At 72.3% G+C, this 19292-nt stretch carries 16 protein-coding genes; 7 read left to right on the top strand and 9 right to left on the bottom strand.

Features of this window, described 5'->3' with window-relative positions; all coding sequences use genetic code 11:
* Positions 1 to 31 precede the first annotated feature (31 nt).
* A complete protein-coding gene (locus AC1DXT_RS09955) occupies positions 32 to 2098 on the bottom strand; it encodes a putative bifunctional diguanylate cyclase/phosphodiesterase (RefSeq protein WP_477061196.1) in 2067 nt (688 codons plus the stop codon).
* A gap of 243 nt (positions 2099 to 2341) precedes the next feature.
* Here AC1DXT_RS09955 and msrB point away from each other — a divergent pair, with 243 nt between their 5' ends.
* The 3 genes from msrB to AC1DXT_RS09970 all read left to right on the top strand — a co-directional run bounded on the left by msrB (position 2342) and on the right by AC1DXT_RS09970 (position 4225).
* Entirely contained in the window at positions 2342 to 2743 is a 402-nt protein-coding gene (gene msrB / locus AC1DXT_RS09960) for a peptide-methionine (R)-S-oxide reductase MsrB (protein ID WP_477061197.1), read from the top strand.
* A 124-nt stretch (positions 2744 to 2867) separates the two neighbouring features.
* On the top strand, positions 2868 to 3650 hold the full coding sequence (locus AC1DXT_RS09965; RefSeq protein WP_477061198.1) for a nuclease-related domain-containing protein: 783 nt from the start codon (positions 2868 to 2870) through the stop codon (positions 3648 to 3650).
* Between the two features lie 125 nt (positions 3651 to 3775).
* On the top strand, positions 3776 to 4225 hold the full coding sequence (locus AC1DXT_RS09970; protein WP_477061199.1) for a MarR family winged helix-turn-helix transcriptional regulator: 450 nt from the start codon (positions 3776 to 3778) through the stop codon (positions 4223 to 4225).
* Between the two features lie 53 nt (positions 4226 to 4278).
* Here AC1DXT_RS09970 and AC1DXT_RS09975 read toward each other — a convergent pair whose 3' ends face one another.
* From AC1DXT_RS09975 to AC1DXT_RS09985, 3 genes are all read right to left on the bottom strand, one after another.
* On the bottom strand, positions 4279 to 5934 hold the full coding sequence (locus tag AC1DXT_RS09975) for an MDR family MFS transporter (RefSeq protein WP_477061200.1): 1656 nt from the start codon (positions 5932 to 5934) through the stop codon (positions 4279 to 4281).
* A 62-nt stretch (positions 5935 to 5996) separates the two neighbouring features.
* The gene (locus tag AC1DXT_RS09980; RefSeq protein ID WP_477061201.1) at positions 5997 to 6479 is read right to left on the bottom strand and encodes a MarR family winged helix-turn-helix transcriptional regulator; all 483 of its coding nucleotides are present in this window, start codon (positions 6477 to 6479) and stop codon (positions 5997 to 5999) included.
* 129 nt (positions 6480 to 6608) lie between these two features.
* Complete coding sequence (locus AC1DXT_RS09985; protein ID WP_477061202.1) at positions 6609 to 8096, bottom strand: sugar porter family MFS transporter; 1488 nt, start codon at positions 8094 to 8096, stop codon at positions 6609 to 6611.
* 177 nt (positions 8097 to 8273) lie between these two features.
* Here AC1DXT_RS09985 and AC1DXT_RS09990 point away from each other — a divergent pair, with 177 nt between their 5' ends.
* The 3 genes from AC1DXT_RS09990 to AC1DXT_RS10000 all read left to right on the top strand — a co-directional run bounded on the left by AC1DXT_RS09990 (position 8274) and on the right by AC1DXT_RS10000 (position 10873).
* Complete coding sequence (locus tag AC1DXT_RS09990) at positions 8274 to 8873, top strand: hypothetical protein (RefSeq protein ID WP_421743740.1); 600 nt, start codon at positions 8274 to 8276, stop codon at positions 8871 to 8873.
* A 369-nt stretch (positions 8874 to 9242) separates the two neighbouring features.
* Positions 9243 to 9863 carry a DUF47 domain-containing protein gene (locus AC1DXT_RS09995; RefSeq protein WP_421743388.1) on the top strand — a complete coding sequence of 207 codons (621 nt, stop codon included), beginning with the start codon at positions 9243 to 9245 and terminating at the stop codon, positions 9861 to 9863.
* Between the two features lie 5 nt (positions 9864 to 9868).
* A complete protein-coding gene (locus AC1DXT_RS10000; protein WP_477061203.1) occupies positions 9869 to 10873 on the top strand; it encodes an inorganic phosphate transporter in 1005 nt (334 codons plus the stop codon).
* Positions 10874 to 10954: 81 nt separating this feature from the next.
* Here the strand turns inward: AC1DXT_RS10000 and AC1DXT_RS10005 are convergent, their stop codons facing one another.
* The 3 genes from AC1DXT_RS10005 to mshD are packed head-to-tail and all read right to left on the bottom strand — an operon-like array spanning position 10955 to position 15134.
* Positions 10955 to 11932, bottom strand: coding sequence for an NUDIX hydrolase (locus AC1DXT_RS10005; RefSeq protein WP_477061204.1), 978 nt, complete (start codon positions 11930 to 11932; stop codon positions 10955 to 10957).
* Positions 11929 to 14166, bottom strand: coding sequence for an RNA degradosome polyphosphate kinase (locus AC1DXT_RS10010; protein WP_477061205.1), 2238 nt, complete (start codon positions 14164 to 14166; stop codon positions 11929 to 11931). Before AC1DXT_RS10010 ends, AC1DXT_RS10005 begins: the two co-directional genes overlap by 4 nt.
* Complete coding sequence (gene mshD, locus AC1DXT_RS10015; RefSeq protein WP_477061206.1) at positions 14163 to 15134, bottom strand: mycothiol synthase; 972 nt, start codon at positions 15132 to 15134, stop codon at positions 14163 to 14165. Before mshD ends, AC1DXT_RS10010 begins: the two co-directional genes overlap by 4 nt.
* A 175-nt stretch (positions 15135 to 15309) precedes the next feature.
* Here mshD and AC1DXT_RS10020 point away from each other — a divergent pair, with 175 nt between their 5' ends.
* Positions 15310 to 16425, top strand: a complete 1116-nt coding sequence (locus AC1DXT_RS10020; protein WP_477061207.1) for an NAD(P)-binding domain-containing protein — start codon at positions 15310 to 15312, stop codon at positions 16423 to 16425.
* Between the two features lie 125 nt (positions 16426 to 16550).
* Here AC1DXT_RS10020 and AC1DXT_RS10025 read toward each other — a convergent pair whose 3' ends face one another.
* Both AC1DXT_RS10025 and AC1DXT_RS10030 read right to left on the bottom strand, forming a co-directional pair.
* Entirely contained in the window at positions 16551 to 17984 is a 1434-nt protein-coding gene (locus AC1DXT_RS10025) for a cellulase family glycosylhydrolase (RefSeq protein ID WP_477061208.1), read from the bottom strand.
* A 149-nt stretch (positions 17985 to 18133) separates the two neighbouring features.
* Positions 18134 to 19246 (bottom strand): alpha/beta hydrolase, encoded by a 1113-nt coding sequence (locus AC1DXT_RS10030; RefSeq protein WP_477061209.1) that lies wholly within the window; start codon positions 19244 to 19246, stop codon positions 18134 to 18136.
* Between the last annotated feature and the right edge of the window lie 46 nt (positions 19247 to 19292).

Consider the following 19292-nt stretch of genomic DNA (forward strand, 5'->3'; position numbering starts at 1 on the left):
CGGGGCCCGACTTGAGACGAAAGCACGATACTCACCCGATCGAGTTGTCTGCGCCCGGCGCGCCAGGTGGTCGCGGTGGGCGCGCCCGCCGGGTGCTGGTGGTGGGGGTCGTCGCAAGCGCGACCCCGCTGCGCGTGCCCCGGCCGCGTCGCGGACGCGGCACCGACTGGGTCAGCGGGAGGTCGTCGGGCGGGACGGCCTGCGAGTAGAGGAAGCCCTGGGCCTGGTCGACGCCGAGCCGCCGCAGGATCACGGCCGTGGACTCGTCCTCGACGCCCTCGGCGACCACCCGCAGGTCGAACGAGTGCGCCAGGTCCACCATCGCCTGCACCACGACCTCCGAGCCCTCCCGTCCGTCGACCCCGAGGTCCGCGACGAACAGCCGGTCGATCTTCAGCTCGTCGACGGGCAGGTCCCGCAGCTGGGAGATGGACGTGTTGCCGATCCCGAAGTCGTCGATGGCCACGCGGATGCCGAGCGCGCCCAAGCGCTCGAGCACCGGGACCACCCGGGACGGGTCGGCGACGAGCGCGGTCTCCGTGATCTCGACCTCGAGCAGGTCCGGCGGCACGGAGTGCTCCTCGAGCAGCGACTCGATGAGGTCGACCACCGCCGCGGTCGTCACGTCGTGCGCCGAGAGGTTCACCGCCACCGGGGTCGCGCGGCCCGCGACGCGCCACGCGGCCAGCTGCGTCACGCACTCGGTGAGGGCGTACCGCGTCACGTCGTGGATGAGGCCGGACTGCTCGGCCAGGGGGATGAACGTGGTGGGCGGCAGCACGCCGCGCGTCGGGTGCACCCAGCGCATCAGAGCCTCCAGCCCGACGGTCTTGCCCGTCGCCAGCTCGATCTTGGGCTGGTAGTGCATGCGCAGCTCGCGCGGGGCGTCCGCCATCGGGGTCAGCGCGCGGTGCAGGTCGCCCAGCAGGACCAGGCGGGCCGGCGACGAGTCGTCCTCGTCGGCCGAGTACACCGAGACGCCCGTGCGGCGGTGCTTGGCGGCGTACATCGCCACGTCCGCGGTGCGCATCAGCGACGACGGGTCGGTCGCATGGTCGGGCAGGCAGGCCACACCGACCGACGTGTCCACGTGCAGCGGCAGCTCGCCGAGCATGAAGGGCGGGACGAACAGGCCGCGCACCCGGCGGGCCAGCCGCTCCGCGTTGGCCACCGAGCGCACGTCGGGCAGGAGGATCGCGAACTCGTCGCCACCGAGCCGCGCCACGATGTCCTCGTCCCGCAGCGCTCCCCGCAGCCGCTCCGCGACCTGCTCGAGCAGCTCGTCGCCGCGGTCGTGGCCGAGCGAGTCGTTGATGTCCTTGAACCGGTCGATGTCTAGGAGCATCAGGCCGACCCGGGAGCCGGTCTCCTCCGCCTCGAGGATCGTGCGGCGCATACGCTCGGCGAGCATGCGGCGGTTGGGCAGGCCCGTGAGCGAGTCGAGCAGGGCGAGCCGGGCGTTCTCCAGCGCGGTCGCCTGCAGCCGTCGGGACGCCGTCCACACCGTCCGGAACAGGACCGTCCAGAGCGCGAGGAGGCCGACGGCCACCACCAGGGACACGGTGCGGACCGCGTCGGCGAGGGCCACGCTGGCGGCGTCGTGGTTGAGCATCACCTCGGCCGCGCCGACCACGTCGTCGCGCGGCCGTGCGGGGTCGCGCTCCGCGGTCTCGCTCGCACGCACCGGCACGTAGACGTCCAGGACGCGCCGCTCGGTCCCGCCCTCGCCCTCGACCTCGGAGCCGCGCACGTCGGTGATCACGCGGGCGCTCGGCCGGCCGTCCTTCTGCGTCACCTGGTCGAGCCGGGCGCCGTCGGGGAACCCGGTCGTGGTCTGGTCGGCGGAGCTGTAGATGAGCGAGCCGTCGAGCGCCCACAGGCGCAGCTCCACCAACCGCTCGCCGAACCCGGCCGTCGCGGCCTTCACGGCGTCCTTCTGCTCGGGGGTGAGCGCGTCGGGCGTCACGTAGGAGTCGGTCGGCACGGTGGCGTTGGCGTACGACGTCACGGTCTCCGCGGTCGCGATGCCGTCCCGCACCGACTGCTGGCTCATCACGCTCCAGGTCACCGCGACGAGCGCGAGCCCGAGCACAGCCATGGCCGCGAGGCTGATGACCGCGAACGATCGCGTCAGCGGCCAGCGACGGCGGGTTGCTCTTGGCACGCGGGACCTCGTGAGCTGGGGCGAGCGCGGGTCGGGAGGGGGCCGCGCTGAGGCGAGAGTATGCGTTCTGTCCGCCCGACAGCGACATCCCAGGTCAGAGAGATTGCCCCGGCGCGTCGGGAACGTCCGTCCCCGCTCGGCGGTTACATCGGACGCCAACTTCCCCAGGAGGATCCGATGACGTACGAGGTGACCAAGACCGACGAGCAGTGGGCCCTGGAGCTGGAGCCGCAGGAGTTCGCCGTGCTCCGGCGCGCCGGGACCGAGCGGCCCTGGACGGGCGAGCTGCTGGACGAGAAGCGGACGGGGGTCTACCGCTGTCGGGCGTGCCGCAACGAGCTGTTCCGCTCCGACACCAAGTTCGACTCGCACTGCGGCTGGCCCAGCTTCTTCTCGCCCCTGGCGGGCGACCGGGTGGAGCTGATCTCCGACCGGAGCCTCGGCATGGTCCGCACCGAGGTGCGCTGCGCGAGGTGCGGGTCGCACCTCGGGCACGTGTTCGACGACGCCCCGCAGACCCCCACGGGCGACCGGTTCTGCATGAACTCGGTGAGCCTGACCTTCGAGGCTGACGCCTGAGCGCACCCGCGCACGGGCTCGTTCGGGGTGTCCTCCGGCGCGCCGGACCCGACACCCCGAACGGGCGACGTCCAGATGGTCGACACGTGTGAAGTCCGGGCGCTCGGATGCCGATAATGCACGCGTGGAGGATGTTCTGACGGTGCGGCGGTGGAGGCGGTACGGCGCCGACCGTCTCTATGTCACGCAGGAGTCCGGCGCCCGCGTCGGATCGGTCGACCTGCAGTCCGGCGAGGTCGTGGTCGACGACCCGCTGCTCGAGAGCGGCCTGCGCCGCGCTGCGCAGGCGTACCTGCGCGCCGACGTGTCCGAGCTGGCACTGAGCATGCCGACCACCGCCGTCGGAAACCTCCACCCGGTCGACGAGGCAGCGCTGCAGGCGTGGCTCGGCGGCGAGGACTGGGACGCGATCGACCTGGCGGCCCGGCGGGGAGAGCGCGGCAGCTCGGTGCGCACCCGGCTGGAGCGGCTGGGCGACGAGGGCTGGCAGGTCATCCACGACGTGCCGCTCGGCCGGCAGGGCAGCCTCGTCCAGCACCTCCTCATCGGTCCGGCCGGCATCTTCACCGTCGCCGAGCGCCGGCACCCGGGCCAGCGCGTCGTCGTCGAGGGCCGCACGCTGGAGGTCGACGGCCGGTCCATGTCGTACCTGCGCGACGCGCGGCTCGAGGCCACCCGCGTGCAGGGCGCGCTCCTGGCGGCCGCGTGCGCGGCGATCACCGTCCGCGGTGTCGTGGTGGTGCACGGCGACCTCGAGGTGCGCACGGTCCAGCCGGGGCACGACGCGTTCGCCATCGCACGCCAGGACGTCCAGGCCGTCTTCCGCGCCATGCCGGTGCGGCTCGACCCGGCGCGCATCGCGGCGATCGCTCACGTCGCCCGCCAGCGGTCGACCTGGTCGCACTGACTGCGCCCTCCCGGTGGCAGGGCCTGGGTGTTGACACCCCATGGCTGCGGTGATCTGCTGAAACGCTCCCACCCCCCCGGGTGGTGATGCAGCGCCCTCCGTGCTTTTGCCGCCAGGATGTCCCCGTGGTCGACGAACAGTTCCGCCAGCTCGAGCGAGAGCTCGGCCTCCTCCTGCGCCGCGCGCAGGCGTCCTCGGCAGCGATCTCGCGAGACGTCCATCCCGACCTCGAGCCCGCCGCCTACTCGCTCCTGGCACTCATCGCCGCGTCGCCCGGGGTGCGGGCGAGCGATCTCGCCATGAACATCGGCGTCGGGCGAGGCACCATGTCCCGCCAGCTCGCCCGCCTCGGCGCCCTCGGGCTGGTGTCCCGGCGGCCCGATCCGGACGACTACCGGGGTCAGCTCCTCGAGCTCACCGACGAGGGTCAGCGCCGCTTCGAGAGCGCCCAGCAGGCCCGGCGGACGTTCCTGCGCCAGGCGCTGACCGGGTGGGGCGAGGCCGACGTCGCGGCGCTGGCCACCCAGCTCGGCCGGCTCAACTCGGACCTCGCAGCCGCCCGCCGCACGCACTGACAACACGGACGCGCCCCCCGGTCCGAGACCGAGGGGCGCGTCCGTGTCCGCGGTCAGTCGCGCGCCGCGACCCGCTGCTCGTCGGTCAGCGTCTCCAGCTCGGCGTCGACTGCCGCCTCGGACGTGGCCGGAGCGAGCATCGCGGCCTCCTGCTCCAGGAGCTGCTCGATGCCCGAGCGGTTGCCCAGCGGCACCTCCTTGAGGAACAGGACGGCGATCAGCGAGATCAGCGCGACGGGCGTGGCCACGAGGAACAGGTCCGCGACCCCGTTGCCGAACGCCTGCTCGACGACCATCCGGATGTTCTCCGGGAGCGTCGACAGGTCGGGGATCGCACCGTCGGAGCCCATCGCGGTCGGGTCGATGCCGATCGCCACGAGACCCTTGGCCATCAGGTCCGTGACCCGGTGGGAGAGCACGACGCCCAGCGCGGACACGCCGAGCGCGCCGCCGAGGGTGCGGAAGAACGCGACGGTCGAGGTGCCGGAGCCGACCTCCCGGACGTCGAGGGTGTTCTGCACGGCGAGCACGAGGTTCTGCATGAGCATGCCGACGCCCGCGCCGATGATGACCAGGTACAGCGAGACCAGCGTGAAGCTCGTGTCGAAGTGGATGGTGCCCATGAGGCCGGTGCCCGTGGTGAGCAGGACGGCGCCGGCGATCATGAACTTCTTGTACTTGCCGGTGCGGCTGATGATCTGCCCGGAGATCGTCGAGGAGACCAGCAGGCCGACGATCATCGGGATGGTGAGCAGGCCCGACTCGGTCGGGGTCTTGCCGCGGGCCAGCTGCATGTACTGGCTGAGGAACACGGTCGTGCCGAACATGGCGACGCCGACCGCGATGCTGGCGACGACGGCGAGGACCAGCGTCCGGTTCGTGAACAGGTGCAGCGGGATGATCGGCTCGGCGGCGCGGGACTCGACCCACACGGCGAGCGCGAGGGCGAGCAGCGAGGCGCCGAGCATGGCGGCGGTCTGCCAGGAGGCCCAGTCGAACGAGGTGCCGGCGAACGTGATCCACAGGAGCAGGGTCGCGATGCCGATCGACAGGAGCGTGGCACCGGCGTAGTCGATCTTCACCTGGCGCGACTTGCGGGCGGGCAGGTGCAGGGTCCGCTGGAGCACGATGATCGCGGCGACGGCGAACGGCAGGCCGAGGAAGAAGTTCCAGCGCCAGCCGGCGCTGTCGGTGATGACGCCGCCGAGCAGCGGGCCGCCGACCATGCCGATGCCCATCACGGCGCCCATGAGGCCCATGTACTTGCCGCGCTCGCGCGGGCTGATGATGTCGGCGATGAGGACCGTGCCGAGCGCGGTGAGGCCGCCGGCGCCGATGCCCTGCAGGGCGCGCATGCCGATGAGCATGCCGGTGTCGTGCGAGAACCCGGCGAGGGCGGAGGAGAGCACCGAGATCGCCAGCGCGAGCTGGATGAGCAGCTTGCGGTCGACGAGGTCGGCCAGCTTGCCCCAGATCGGGGTGGAGATGGTGGTGGTGAGCAGGGTGGCGGTGACCACCCAGGTGAAGGCGGACTGCGTGCCGTCGAGGTCGGAGATGATCCGCGGCAGCGACGAGGACACGACGCTCGTCGCCAGGATCGAGACGAACATCCCGAGCAGGATGCCCGAGAGGGCCTCGAGGACCTCGCGGTGGGTCATCTTCGGGGCGATCTCGGCGGTGCTGGTGGGCGTGGGGGTGGTGCTGGACATGGTCTCGCTCTCGTGGGTGCTGGCAGGGAGACCCGGCGGCGGCGGCAGGTCGGGAGGGTGGTTCAGGCGGAGGTGAGGACGCCCGCGGTGTCCATGGGGACCGCGAAGCGGGAGACGGACTCGCCGAGCCGGTCCAGGGTGGCGGCGGCGTCGAGCAGCTCGTCGAGCGACCAGTCGGCGAACACCTCGGCGGCGCGCCGGCCGAGTGCGGCCGCGATCTCCACCGCGAGCGAGCGCCCGGCGGGGGAGAGCTGGATCGTGCGGGCGCGGCGGTCGTCGTCCGCGACCGCGCGCTCGACCAGGCCGTCGTCGACCAGCTGGCTCACCTGGCGGCTGGCCACCGAGATGTCGACGCGCAGGATGTGCGCGAGGTCGCTCACCTGGAGGGTGCCGCGGTGCTGCAGGATCCGGACGATCGCGAGGGTGCCCTTGGAGCACCCGATGTCGCGCGCCACCCCCAGGGACGACTCGCGCAGCGCGCGGTTGAAGGCCTCGACCGACCGCAGCAGCGTCTGCGGGGGCGTCTCGGGCTGGGCGGACGGCATGGAGCTCCTTTTGTTGCTTGATGCAACCATACGATAGATAATTGCTTCAAGCAACCGAAGGTTGAGGTTATTCCACGACGACGCGGCCGGGCCCGTGGAGGGGCCCGGCCGCGCGCGGTGGGTCGTGCGTCAGGCCGGCGTGGAGGTGCCCCGACGACTCCGGTCCACCTTGACGCCCTCCATGTCCTCGAGCTCGATGCCCTTGGTCTCGGGCACCTTCCAGAGCGTGAAGAAGAACGAGAGCGCCGCGAAGATCGCGTACATCAGGTAGGGGATCGACGCGCCGAACGCCGCCAGCATGGGCGGGAACGACACCGTGATCAGGAAGTTCGCGATCCACTGCGCAGCCGCGGCCACACCGAGAGCCGCGGCACGGATGCGGTTGGGGAACATCTCCCCGAGCAGGACCCACACCAGCGGACCCCACGTGGCACCGAAGAAGACGACGAACAGGTTGGCGGCGATCAGGGCGATGACGCCCCACGAGCCGTCGAGCGTGACGTCCTCGCCGGACCCCGACGACTGCGTGAACGCCAGCGCCATGATGCCGAGCGTCACCGCCATGCCTGCGGACCCGGTGAGCAGCAGCGGCCGGCGCCCGACCTTGTCGATGAGCGCGATCGCGATGAACGTCACCAGCACGTTGGTGATCGACGTGATCGTCGAGACCATGAACGACTGGCTCTCCTCGAACCCGACCGCCTGCCACAGGGTGGTCGAGTAGTAGAAGATCACGTTGATCCCGACGAACTGCTGGAACACCGACAGCAGGATGCCGATCCACACCACCGGCAGGAGACCGAAGCGCGGGCCCTTGAGGCTCGCCTGGGACTCCAGCTTCTTGTCGGTCTCGATCGTCTTCTCGATCTGGGCGACGTGGGCCTCGACGTCGTCGCCCTCGGCCAGCGTCGTGGCCAGCACTGCCTTGGCCTCCTCGCGCTTGCCGGTGGCGATGAGGTAGCGCGGCGACTCGGGGATCCGCAGGGCGAGGATGCCGTACACCGCGGCGGGGATCACCGCGACGATGAACATCCAGCGCCACGCCTCGAGCCCGAACCACAGGTCCTCGGCCGCACCGCCCGCGGACGTCGCCAGCAGCTGGTCGGAGAGGAGCGCCGCGAAGATACCGAGCGTGATCGCGAGCTGCTGCAGCGAGCCCAGCCGGCCGCGCATCGCCGCCGGGGCGATCTCCGCGATGTAGGCCGGCGCGATCACGGACGCGATGCCGATGCCGATGCCCGCCATCACGCGCCACAGGACCAGGTCCCACGCGCTGAACGCGATGCCGGACAGGATCGAGGACACGAAGAACAGGACCGCGCCGAGGAACATCACCCGGGTGCGGCCCCACCGGTCGGCCAGCTTGCCGCCCAGCCACGCGCCGAACGCGCAGCCCAGGAGCGCGATGGCGACGACGATGCCCGTGACGGCAGGGTCGATGTCGAACTCGCCCTCGATCGCGTTGACCGCGCCATTGATGACCGAGCTGTCGAAGCCGAAGAGAAAGCCACCGACCGCGGCGGCGACCGCGAGCCCGATGGCCTTGTTCTTGTACGGGTGCGGCGGTACGGCCGAACCGCCCGTCGCCCCCTGCGGCGACCCTGACGCGTGGGACATGTCGGTACCTCCGTGGCGCCCCCGGGCCGCTCCCGGGGAGTCATCCCCACCTTGGACCTCACCCGGTGAGCGCGCACCTCGGAGGCGTGCCTGCTGGCTGCGGCCCGCGGTCCGGTGCAAGATCGTCCGATGGACGGGACAGGCGGTGGAGGGGCGAAGCGCCCTCGTCGACCCGCCATGCTCGATCCCGCGCAGGCCGAGGAGCTCCCCGGCGGGTACGACCCCGCGCTGCGCAACGAGGCGGCGCACACCACCGCGGCCGCCCTGGTGCACCAGGGGCGCGCGAACACCGACCCCGAGGTCGTGGCCCGGCTCGTGTCGCTCGTCGAGCGGGAGGGGCTCGACGTCGTCGCGGCCCTGTGGTCCGAGAGCCAGGCCGACAGCCTCCCCGGCGCCCTATGGCGCTTGTACCTGCTGCGGGAGTGGGTCCGGCGCGATCCTGCGACCGTCGCCGACCGGTACCGGCTCGGCGTCGCGGCCGCGCCGGTGCACGACGCGGTGGCCGGCGTCGCGGACGCCCCCGGGCCTGCCGACGTCCGGGTGGTCGCCGACGCGGTCCTGTCGGGGGTCTACACGGGCGAGCTGGACGTCGCGCTCGAGCGAGCGGCCGCGTTCTGCCGGGTGCTCGCCACGGGTGCCGCGTTCGACGCCGACCACCTAGACGACATCGACCCCACCGGGGCCGTCCGGCTGACCCGCGGCGCCGCCTCGCTCGTGCGCACCGCCGAGGAGCTGGAGCACGCCGCGTCGCTGTGGCGGGCGGGTCGGCTGGAGTGACGTCGCCCACGCCCGCGGATCGGCCACGGGTGAACCCGCAGGTAGCGCACCGGTCGCCCGTCTGCGGCACCCGAGGTCCCACGTCTCGACCCGGGAGCGGGCGTACGATGAGCGGCGACGTCGGGCCGCGGTAGCCCCGGGCTCCATCTCAAGCCGCTTCGAGCGGCCACGCGCCGAGAGGCGCTCCGCGGTCCGGCGTCGCACACCCTCTCCGAGGGTTCAGGGCGGACCCACAGGCGCCACCTGGCTGTCACCAGGCGTCCATGCGCACGATGGCGTGCGTTAGGCAATCGACCCAGCGTGTCCTAGCCTGATCCCGCCCTTCCTCCCTGGCTTTCCCCCCTCCCGCCCTGTCTTCCGGAGCCCGCTGTGCGCCTGCGCCTCACCCCGCGCGACACCACGTTCTTCGACTTGTTCGCCGCCCAGGCGATCCATCTCGTCACAGGAGCCAACCTCCTCGGCGAGATGCTCGGAGCCGACCGCCCGACGCGCAAGGAGATCGGCAAGCGCATCGCCGAGGCCGAGCACGAAGCCGACGACGCGACCCACTCGATCATGCGGCGGCTGAACCAGACGTTCGTCACCCCGTTCGACCGGGACGACATCTACAACCTCGCGTCGAGCCTCGACGACTGCATGGACTTCATGGAGGAGGCCGCGGACCTCATCGTCCTGTACAAGGTCGACGCGCTGCCCGCGCGGGTGTCCGACCAGGTGCAGGTGCTGCAGCGCGCCGCCGAGCTCACCGCGGAGGCCATGCCCCGCCTGCGCTCGATGGAGTCGCTCGCCGAGTACTGGGTCGAGGTCAACCGCCTCGAGAACCAGGCGGACAAGATCCACCGCAAGCTGCTCGCGCAGCTGTTCGACGAGGTCACCGACCCGATCGTCCTGATGAAGGTCAAGGAGATCGTCGAGAAGCTCGAGGACGCCGCCGACGCCTTCGAGAAGGTGGCGAACACCGTCGAGACCATCGCGCTCAAGGAGTCCTGAGCCAGGTGGAGCTCGCGCTCGTCATCGTCGTCGTCGCGTTCGCGCTCGGATTCGACTACACCAACGGGTTCCACGACGCGGCCAACGCGATCGCCACCTCGGTGTCGACCCGGGCCCTGACGCCCCGTGCTGCCCTCATCATGGCGGCCGTCTTCAACCTCGTCGGCGCCCTGCTGGGCACGCAGGTGGCGACGACCATCGCCGAGGACATCATCAGCATCTCGAGCGTCAGCTCCCAGGAGGCGCTGATCATCGTCCTGTCCGGGCTGATCGGCGCCATCACGTGGAACCTCATCACCTGGCGCCTCGGTCTGCCGTCGTCGTCCACCCACGCCCTCATCGGTGGGCTGACCGGCGCCGGCATCGCCGCCCATGTCACGGTGTATTGGAGCGCGATCCTGGACAAGGTCGTGATCCCGATGATCCTGTCGCCCGTCGTCGGGTTCTCCCTGGCGTTCGCGCTGATGGTGGGCGTGCTGTGGCTCGTGCGGAACTCCGCGCCCGCCCGCACCATGCGCCGCTTCCGGCTGGCGCAGACCGCGTCGGCGGCCGCGATGGCGCTCGGGCACGGCCTGCAGGACGCGCAGAAGACGATGGGCGTCATCATGCTCGCCCTCATCGCCGGCGGCTTCTACACGCAGGGTGACAGCATCCCGCTCTGGGTCAAGCTGTCGGCGGCCTCCGCGATCTCGCTCGGTACGTACTCGGGCGGCTGGCGCATCATGCGCACCCTCGGCCGCAAGGTCATCGAGCTGGACCCGGCCCGCGGCTTCGTCGCCGAGTCCGTGGCCGCCTCCGTGCTCTACGCCAGCGCCTACTGGCTGCACGCGCCCATCTCGACCACCCACACGATCACGTCCGCGATCATGGGAGTCGGCGCCACCAAGCGGCTCTCGGCGGTCCGCTGGGGCGTCGCCGGGAACATCGGCGTCGCGTGGGTGCTGACCATCCCCATGGCCGCGCTCGTGGCCGCCTGCGTCTACTGGATCCTCAACCCGATCCTCACCTGAGCGCCGCTCGCCCGAGCCTGACGCGAGGCGCGACCTGAGCGATCAGGCCGCGCCTCGCGTGGTTCCGGCACACGGGCGAGGCTAGAGCTCGTGCGGCCGGTGCGTCTCGGTGGCGACCACCCGTGGACCCTTGGGCGTCTGGGCCACGTGGGCGACCAGCACCTGGGCCGGGTGCAGGAACGGGTCGGCCCGCGGAAGGGCGTCGGCGACCGGGCGTCGGGCGTGCTGGGCCAGCACGTCGACCACGGTCGGCAGCACCGGCCGGTGCGTGCACAGGACGGCGTCCCCGCCGAGCTCCAGGAGCGTGAGCACCTCCGCGGCGACCCGGGCCGGGGAGGTCGAGTGCTGCGCCTCGGTGAGGATCGACGAGACCTCAGGGGTGAGCTGCGCCGCGGCGGCGTACGGCGCGATCGTGCTGACGCACCGCGCCCACGCGCTCGTGACCACCTTCCCGACGCCGAACGTGGACAGCACCGACACCAGCGCACGCGCCTGCCGCTGACCCTCGGGCGTGAGGGGACGGTCCAGCTCCGTGCCCTTCCAGTCCGCGCGTCGCCGTGCCGTGCCGTGCCGCGCGACCACCAGGGCGCGGGTGTCCAGCCGGCCCTTGTCGTAGGCCTCGACCAGCTCGGCCAGGGGCTCCTGGTCGTCGTCGCGGGTGAGGCGCTTGGACGCGGCGGCGACGTCGCACCACCGGAGCTGGTCGATCTCCTTGGTCGACGCGGGCGGCACGGGTGGGCGGGCTCGCAGCGCGGCCGCGTCGGGCCGGCCGGCCACCTGGGCGGCCCAGTAGTGCACGCGCTTGAGGCGGCCGTCGGACAGGGGGTACTCGAGGCCGGGCAGCGGGATGCCGAGCACGACGTCGTGACCGGTCTCCTCGGCCACCTCGCGGGTCGCCGCCGCGAGGATCGTCTCGCCCGGGTCCACCTTCCCCTTCGGCCACGACCAGTCGTCGTACCGGGGCCGGTGCACCAGAGCGACCTGGAGCCGGCCGAGGCGCACGCGCCAGACGAGGGCGCCGGCCGCCTCGACGACGGCCGGTGCCTGGACGGGGCTCACCGCCCGGTGCCCGGCCGGCGCCGTTGCCGGTAGATCAGCGCGGCCTGCAGGTCCATGAGTGGTCCGTCCGGACCGAGGTGGTGCCGGGTCCACGTGCCGTCCTGGTCGAGGTGCCACGAGGAGGTGCCGTCGTCGGTGGACTCGTCCATGAGCTCGATGAGCTCGCTGACCTGGTCGGGGTCGGCGATGCGGACCAGGGCCTCCACGCGCCGGTCGAGGTTGCGGTGCATGAGGTCCGCGGAGCCGATGTAGACCTCGGGTCCGTCGAAGGTGGCGTCGGCCGGGGGCGTGGCGCTGGCGAACGCGAAGATCCGGGAGTGCTCCAGGAACCGCCCGAGGATGGAGCGCACGCGGATGTTCTCCGACAGGCCGGGGACGCCTGGCCGCAGCGCGCAGATGCCTCGGACCACCATGTCGACGGGGACGCCGGCCTGCGAGGCGCGGTAGAGCGCGTCGATCGTGGCCTCGTCGACCATCGAGTTGACCTTGATCTTGATCCACGCCGGCTGGCCGGTGCGCGCGGCGGCGGCCTCGCGGTCGATGCGCTCGATGAGGCCGGCCCGCACCGAGCGGGGGGCGACGAGCAGCCGGTGGAACCGCGACTTCGGGGCGTACCCCGACAGCTGGTTGAACAGGCGCGTGAGGTCCTGGCCCACCTCCGGGTCGCTGGTCAGCAGCCCGTGGTCGGTGTACAGCCGCGCGGTCTTCGGGTTGTAGTTGCCGGTGCCGATGTGGCAGTAGCGGCGCAGCCCGTCGGACTCCTGGCGCACCACCAGGGACAGCTTGCAGTGCGTCTTCAGGCCGACGATGCCGTACACCACGTGCACGCCGGCCTGCTCGAGCTTGCGGGCCCAGGAGATGTTGTTCTGCTCGTCGAACCGCGCCTTGATCTCGACCAGGGCCAGCACCTGCTTGCCGGCCTCGGCGGCGTCGATCAGGGCGTCGACGATGGGGGAGTCGCCCGACGTCCGGTAGAGGGTCTGCTTGATGGCGAGCACCTGCGGGTCGGCCGCGGCCTGCTGCAGGAACACCTGCACCGAGGTGGAGAACGAGTCGTACGGGTGGTGCAGGAGGATGTCGCGCTCGCGGATCTTGGCGAACATGTCCGCCGGCGTCGCGCTCTCCACCTCGGCCAGCTGCCGGGGCGTGGACGCGATGAACCGGGGGAACTGCAGGGAGGCCCGGTCCAGGTCGGCGATGAGGTTGAGGCCGGTCGCGTCCAGCGGGGCCGGCAGCTGGTACACCTCGTCCTCGGCCACGTCGAGCTCGCGGATGAGCAGGTTGCGGATGCGCGGGCTGATGCCGTCGGCGATCTCCAGGCGCACGGGTGGCCCGAAGCGTCGGCGCAGCAGCTCCTTCTCCATGGCCTTGAGGAGGTTCTCGGCGTCGTCCTCCTCGACCTCCACGTCCTCGTTGCGGGTGACCCGGAACGTGTGGTGCTCCTGGACGACCATGCCGGGGAACAGCTGCTCGAGGTGCTCGGAGATGACGTCCTCGACCGGGACGAACGACATCGGGCCCTTCTCGGGCGACGCCGCCTGGACGTCGGGGGCGCTCGGCCGACCGGCCGCGTCGACCGCGATGAACCGGGGCAGCAGCGGCGGCACCTTGACGCGGGCGAAGTGCTCCTTGCCGGTCGCGGGGTTGGTCACCACGACCGCGAGGTTGAGCGACAGCCCCGAGATGTACGGGAACGGGTGCGCGGGGTCGACCGCCAGCGGGGTGAGCACCGGGAAGATCTGGCGCCGGAAGAACTTGCGCAGACGGTCCTGCTCGCTCTCGCCCAGCTCGTCCCAGCGGACCAGCGTGATGCCCTGGTGCGCCAGCGCCGGCTGCACCTGCTCCGCGAACACCGCCGCGTGGCGGGCCATCAGGCGGTGCGCCTCCTCGCTGATGGACTCGAGGACCTGCCGCGGCGAGAGGCCCGACGCGGCGGTCACAGCGATCCCCGTGGCGATCCGGCGCTTCAGGCCGGCCACCCGGACCATGAAGAACTCGTCGAGGTTGGACGCGAAGATCGCCAGGAACCGCACCCGCTCGAGCAGCGGGATGTCCTGGTCCTCGGCCAGCTCGAGCACCCGCTGGTTGAACGCCAGCCACGAGAGCTCGCGGTCGAGGAACCGGTCGGCAGGCAGGGGCTCGAGGTCCACGGCGGACTCGTCGAGCTCGGCCTGCGCCATGTGCTCGGCGATGTGGGCCGCCAGGGCCGGATCGATGGCAGGGGCGTCCGTCATGCGCCCATCGTGACACCCGGAGGTGAACTCGGGGTATCCGAACCGAACATGACGTCGACCGCGGACCGGACGAAGCCCGCACGTTCGTACGTGTGGACCGCGACGGTGTTCTCCGCGCCGGTGTACAGGATCGCCGCCGCCAGGCCGCGGCCCGCCAGGTGGTCGAGGCCCAGCGCCGTCAGGGCGCGCCCCAGGCCCAGCCCCTGCGCGTCCGGGTCCACCCCGACCACGTAGATCTCGCCCACCGGGTCGGGTCCGTGCTCGCCGGCGGGGTGCACCTTCGTCCACACCGAGCCCAGCAGGATCCCGTCGCGCTCCGCCAGCAGGAAGCCCGCCGGGTCGAACCAGGGCTCCGCCTCCCGGGCGCGCAGGTCGGCCGACGTCATCCGGCCCTGCTCCGGGTGGTACGCGAACGCGCGGGAGTTCACGCGGCGCCACGCATCCTCGTCGCGCCCCGGCTCGAACGCCCGCACCGTGACCCCCGTCGGGAGCCCGGCCGTGCTGGGCGGGCGCGCGGTCAGGTCGAGCCGCATCTGCAAGAGCTCGCGCACCACGGGCATGTCCGCGTCGTCCGCGAACGCCCGCGCGGCCGGGAGGTCCCCGTGCGCCCAGACCCGCAGCTCACGGCCCGGGACCACCGACGCCTCGGCCCGCGCCCGGTCCACGAGCGCGCGGCCGATCCCGCGGCGCCGGTGCGCCGGGTCCACCACCAGCTCGGCCTTCACCGAGGACTGCGTGCCGACGTCCAGCTGCGCGTACCCGACCAGGCCGTCCACCCCGGTGGCGTGCAGGTGGACGACCGGGGCCTCCGCCTCGGTCAGCCAGAGCAGCGGCTGCTCGGACAGGGGTGCGACACCGTCCACGGCCGCCGCCCGGTCCGCGAGGGCGCGGACGGCATCGGCGGTCGCGGTGGTCAGCGGACCGGCCGTCGCGCTGAGGATGACCTGCGCGGACGCGTCGTCGAGCATGGGCCCATCCCACCACGACCGGGACCCGCGACGGGGGTACCTGGCGGGTGAGCGGGTACGTTGGCGGGCGATGGATGCCTCTGGGAGCCCCCCGACCGTGGCTGACGGGACCCCTGACACCCGCCGGTCGCGACGGGCGCGCCGATCGCCGTCGGCCGCCGCGAGCCCCGTGGACGTGACCGTCGCCGTGATCGGGGCCGGTCAGGCCGGGCTGTCTGCGGCCTACCACCTGCGTCGCGCCGGACTGAGGGCCGTGGGGGAGTCCGGCTGGGAGACCGCGCCCGCCACCTTCGTGGTGCTCGACGACGCCCCACAGGCCGGCGGTGCCTGGCAGCACCGGTGGCCCGGCCTGACCATGGCCGACGCGCACGGGGTCCACGACCTGCCCGGGATGCCCCTGCTGGTCCCGGACCTCACCGAGCCGGCGGCGTTCGCGGTGCCGTACTACTTCGCGCAGTACGAGGAGGCGTTCGAGCTGCGCGTGCAGCGGCCCGTGCGCGTGGAGCGCGTCGAGTCCGACGGCGACCGGCTCCTGGTGCGGTCGCGCAGCATCGAGCGGCCCGACGAGACCGTCGTCTGGCGTGCCCGCGGGCTCATCAACGCGTCCGGCACGTGGCAGAAGCCGTTCTGGCCCGCGTACCCGGGCCGTGGCGGGTTCCGTGGGCGCCAGCTGCACTCGCACGACTTCCAGCTCCCCGAGGACCTCGGCGACGGGCACGTGGTCGTGATCGGGGGCGGCACCTCCGCCGTGCAGCTCACGCTCCTGCTGGCCCGCGTGACGACCACCACCTGGGTCACCCGCCGACCGCCGCAGTGGCGCGACGAGGCGTTCACCCCCGAGGTCGGCCGCGAGGCCGTGGCGGAGGTCGAGGAACGCACGCGTGCCGGGCTGCCGCCGCAGAGCATCGTCAGCGTGACCGGCCTGCCGCTCACGCCCGAGTACCGGATCGGGATCACCGCGGGCGTCCTACGCGCGCGGCCCATGTTCGACCGGATCACCCCCGACGGCGCGGAGTGGGACGCCCCCGACCTGCCCGGCGACGGTTGGGTGGGCGGACCGGCCGTGGTCCAGGCGCGCACCCTGCTCTGGTGCACCGGGTTCCGCGCCTCGCTCGATCACCTGGCCCCGCTCGGCCTGCGCGCCCCCGGCGGCGGGATCGTCATGGACGGCACGGAGGTGGCGGCCGACCCCCGGATCCAGCTGGTCGGCTACGGCCCGAGCGCGTCCACGGTCGGCGCCAACCGGGCCGGCCGTGAGGCCGTGCGCAACCTCCGGAGCCTCTGGGTCTAGCAGGAGTGATCGATCTGGGCACTCGGGTCGGTGTGCGTCGGGGCGTCGATGATGCGGCCGCGGTGGTCGCGGACGGCGAAGGGCCTGGTCGCGACGACGACCCGGCCCTCCGCCGTCCTGGGACCTCAGCCGGCCGTGCAGCTCACCGGGGTCGAGGTGCTCGGCGCGGTGCCGGCACCCACGAAGCCGTACGTGGTGCTCGAGCCGGCGCCGAGGAGCCCGTTCCACGCGGCGTTCGACACGGTCAGCGCGGTGCCTGACTGCGCGTACGTCCCGGACCAGCCGCTCTGCACGGTGCCGCCGGCGGGCAGCGAGAACGCCGTCTTCCAGCTGCTGATCATCGCGGTGCCGGCCTTGACGGTGACGGCCGCCTGGTAGCCACCGGGCCAGGTGTTGCTGACCACGAGGGCCGCGGAGCACGTCTTGCCGGTCGGGGCCGGGGTGGTCGGTGCCGGTGTCGTGGGTGCGGGCGTGGTCGGTGCCGGGGTCGTCGGCGCGGGGGTCGTCGGCGCGGGCGTGGTGGGGGCCGGGGTCGTCGGCTGGACGCCGCCGTAGACCTTGGCCGTCACCGCGGTGGACTTGATGCCGTTGGTGCCGTTGAAGATCCGCGTGCCCCAGGAGGACAGCTGCGCCGGGTTGAAGCCGGTCACCATGTCGAGGTACTCGACGCCGCCGCCGTTGCCGGACCAGGACCAGCCGTAGTAGCCGATCCCGCGCTTGACGGCCTCGGACATGATCGTGTCCTCGTCGGGGTCGCCGTCGGAGTGCATGTTGCCGAACTCGCCGATGACGAGCGGCAGGCCCTTGGCCGTGAAGGCGTCGAGGTAGGCGTTGATGGTCGACGCGTTGTTGTAGACGCCGTACATGTGCACGGAGAACAGGACGTTCTTGTCAGGGTCGGACGCGGCCACGGTCGCGGCGTTGTCGCGCATGATCCCGGCCCAGTCCTGACCCCACGAGGGGGCGTCGATCACGATGTTGTGGTGCAGCCCGGCCGCGCGGAGCTTGGCGATGGCGGCTGAGCTGGCCGAGGCCCAGGTGGCGTTGGTCGTCGCGTTGTTGCCGAACGGCTCGTTGCCGATGTTGATCTGGACGTAGTCCTCCTGGCCCTGCAGCGCGGACGCGATGCTGACCCAGTAGTTGGCGGCGGTGTCGAGGGTGACCGCGCCGCTCTGCTCGCCGTAACCGGTGGTGTCGTGGTTCTCGAGCATGCAGATGAGCTTGTTGGCCTTGCACTGGCTGATGATGCTGGCCACGTCGGCGGCGTCGTTCTTGGTCCAGCGGTCGCCGCCGGACAGGACGACCCGCAGCGCGTTGGCGCCGGCGGCGCGGATGGCGGGGATCGCGGCCGGCGTCTGGGAGACGTACCAGGTGTGGGCGTGGCTGACGCCGCGTGCGATGAACGGGGTGCCGTCCTTCTCCACGAGCTGGGTGCCGGAGACGTGCAGGCCGGGGGGCGTCGCGGCCTGCGCGGAGGTGGTGATCAGCGACGTCGCACCGAGCGCGACGACGGCGGCAGCCAGGACGGCGCCGGACAGCAGGGACCTACGAGACCTCATGGGACTTCCTCGTTCCGTGGGCATCTGGGGACCGCGCAGCGGGCGGTCGACGTGTGGATGCACCCGCCCGCCGTTCCGCCGGCCGGCCGGCGGGCGGGTGCGTGGTCACACAACCAGGTCGGGGAGGCGCTCTCCATCGCCTAAACGCTTCACGGCATGTGTGCGGACGCGAACACCAGTCCGTAGGGGATCGCGACCCGCGCCATGGTCCACGTATGCCGCTGCCCGGCCTCCTCGCGCTGGAGCACGTCCTGCCCGCGCGCCGCCAGGCTCTCGGCGATCGCGGTGCCGTCCCGCCGGGGCTGGCCGTGCTCGAGGCCGGCGATGTCGACGAACAACGCGACCTCGTGCGGCAGGGGGATCGTCGGCGCGTAGCTCACGACGTCGTGCTCGTCCCACTCGGCCTCCGTCGCGAGCATCGCCCGCCCGCCGGCACCCGGATCGCCGTACGGCTCGATCGCGAGGATCGCGCCGTACAGCTCGGGGTGCCGCAGGCCCTGGTCCAGCGCGCAGAAGCCGCCCGCCGAGAAGCCGCCGACCGTGCGGTGCTGCCAGTCCGTGGCGGTCCGGTACTCCCGGTCGACCCAGGGGATCACCGTGTCGGTCAGGTAGGTCTCGACCTGCGACCCGCCCGTGGTGGAGTCGAGGCACTCGGTGTCCGACGCCCCGGGTCCGGTGCCGTTGACGTCCACGCCGACGACGATCATCGGCTGCACCAGCCCGTGGGCGAGCAGCACGTCCATGACGTGCGGGACGTCGCCTGCTGCGAACCAGTCGCCGCTCGCGCCCGGAGTGCCGTGCACGAGGTAGACGACCGGGTACCGCGTCGACCCGTCGGGATATCCGGGCGGTGTGTAGACCCACGTCAGGCTGTCGCCCGGCATGCGGTCGGCGGCGGGCGCCGGGATCTGGACGGACTCGACCCCGCCGTCGTGCGGGCCCGCCGCGTGCGGCTCGGCGGCCGGGCCGACCCCCCAGCTCGCCAGGGCCACGCGGGCGGCCGCCATGTCGGGCGCGTAGCCCACGGCGATGTTCGCCACGAAGCCGGCCGCCAGCGCGACGGCGAGGACCGCGGCGGTCCACTGCGGCCACGTGAGCCGGTGCCGGGCGCGCCGACGGACCGCCCAGAGCACCGCGAGGACCGCGAGCAGCAGCAGGGCGACCACGGTCCACCACGAGCTCAGCCAGTCCCCGCCCGCGCTCAGCTCCTCCAGCACGTCAGGGGGAAGGACGCTGCCGGGCGGGTCCTCCGCACGGACCATCGGCTCCCCCTCTCCGCCCCCGGTACGGGGACCAGCCTGTCAGGCT

The organism is Cellulomonas sp. P1_G12_2 (assembly GCF_056405535.1).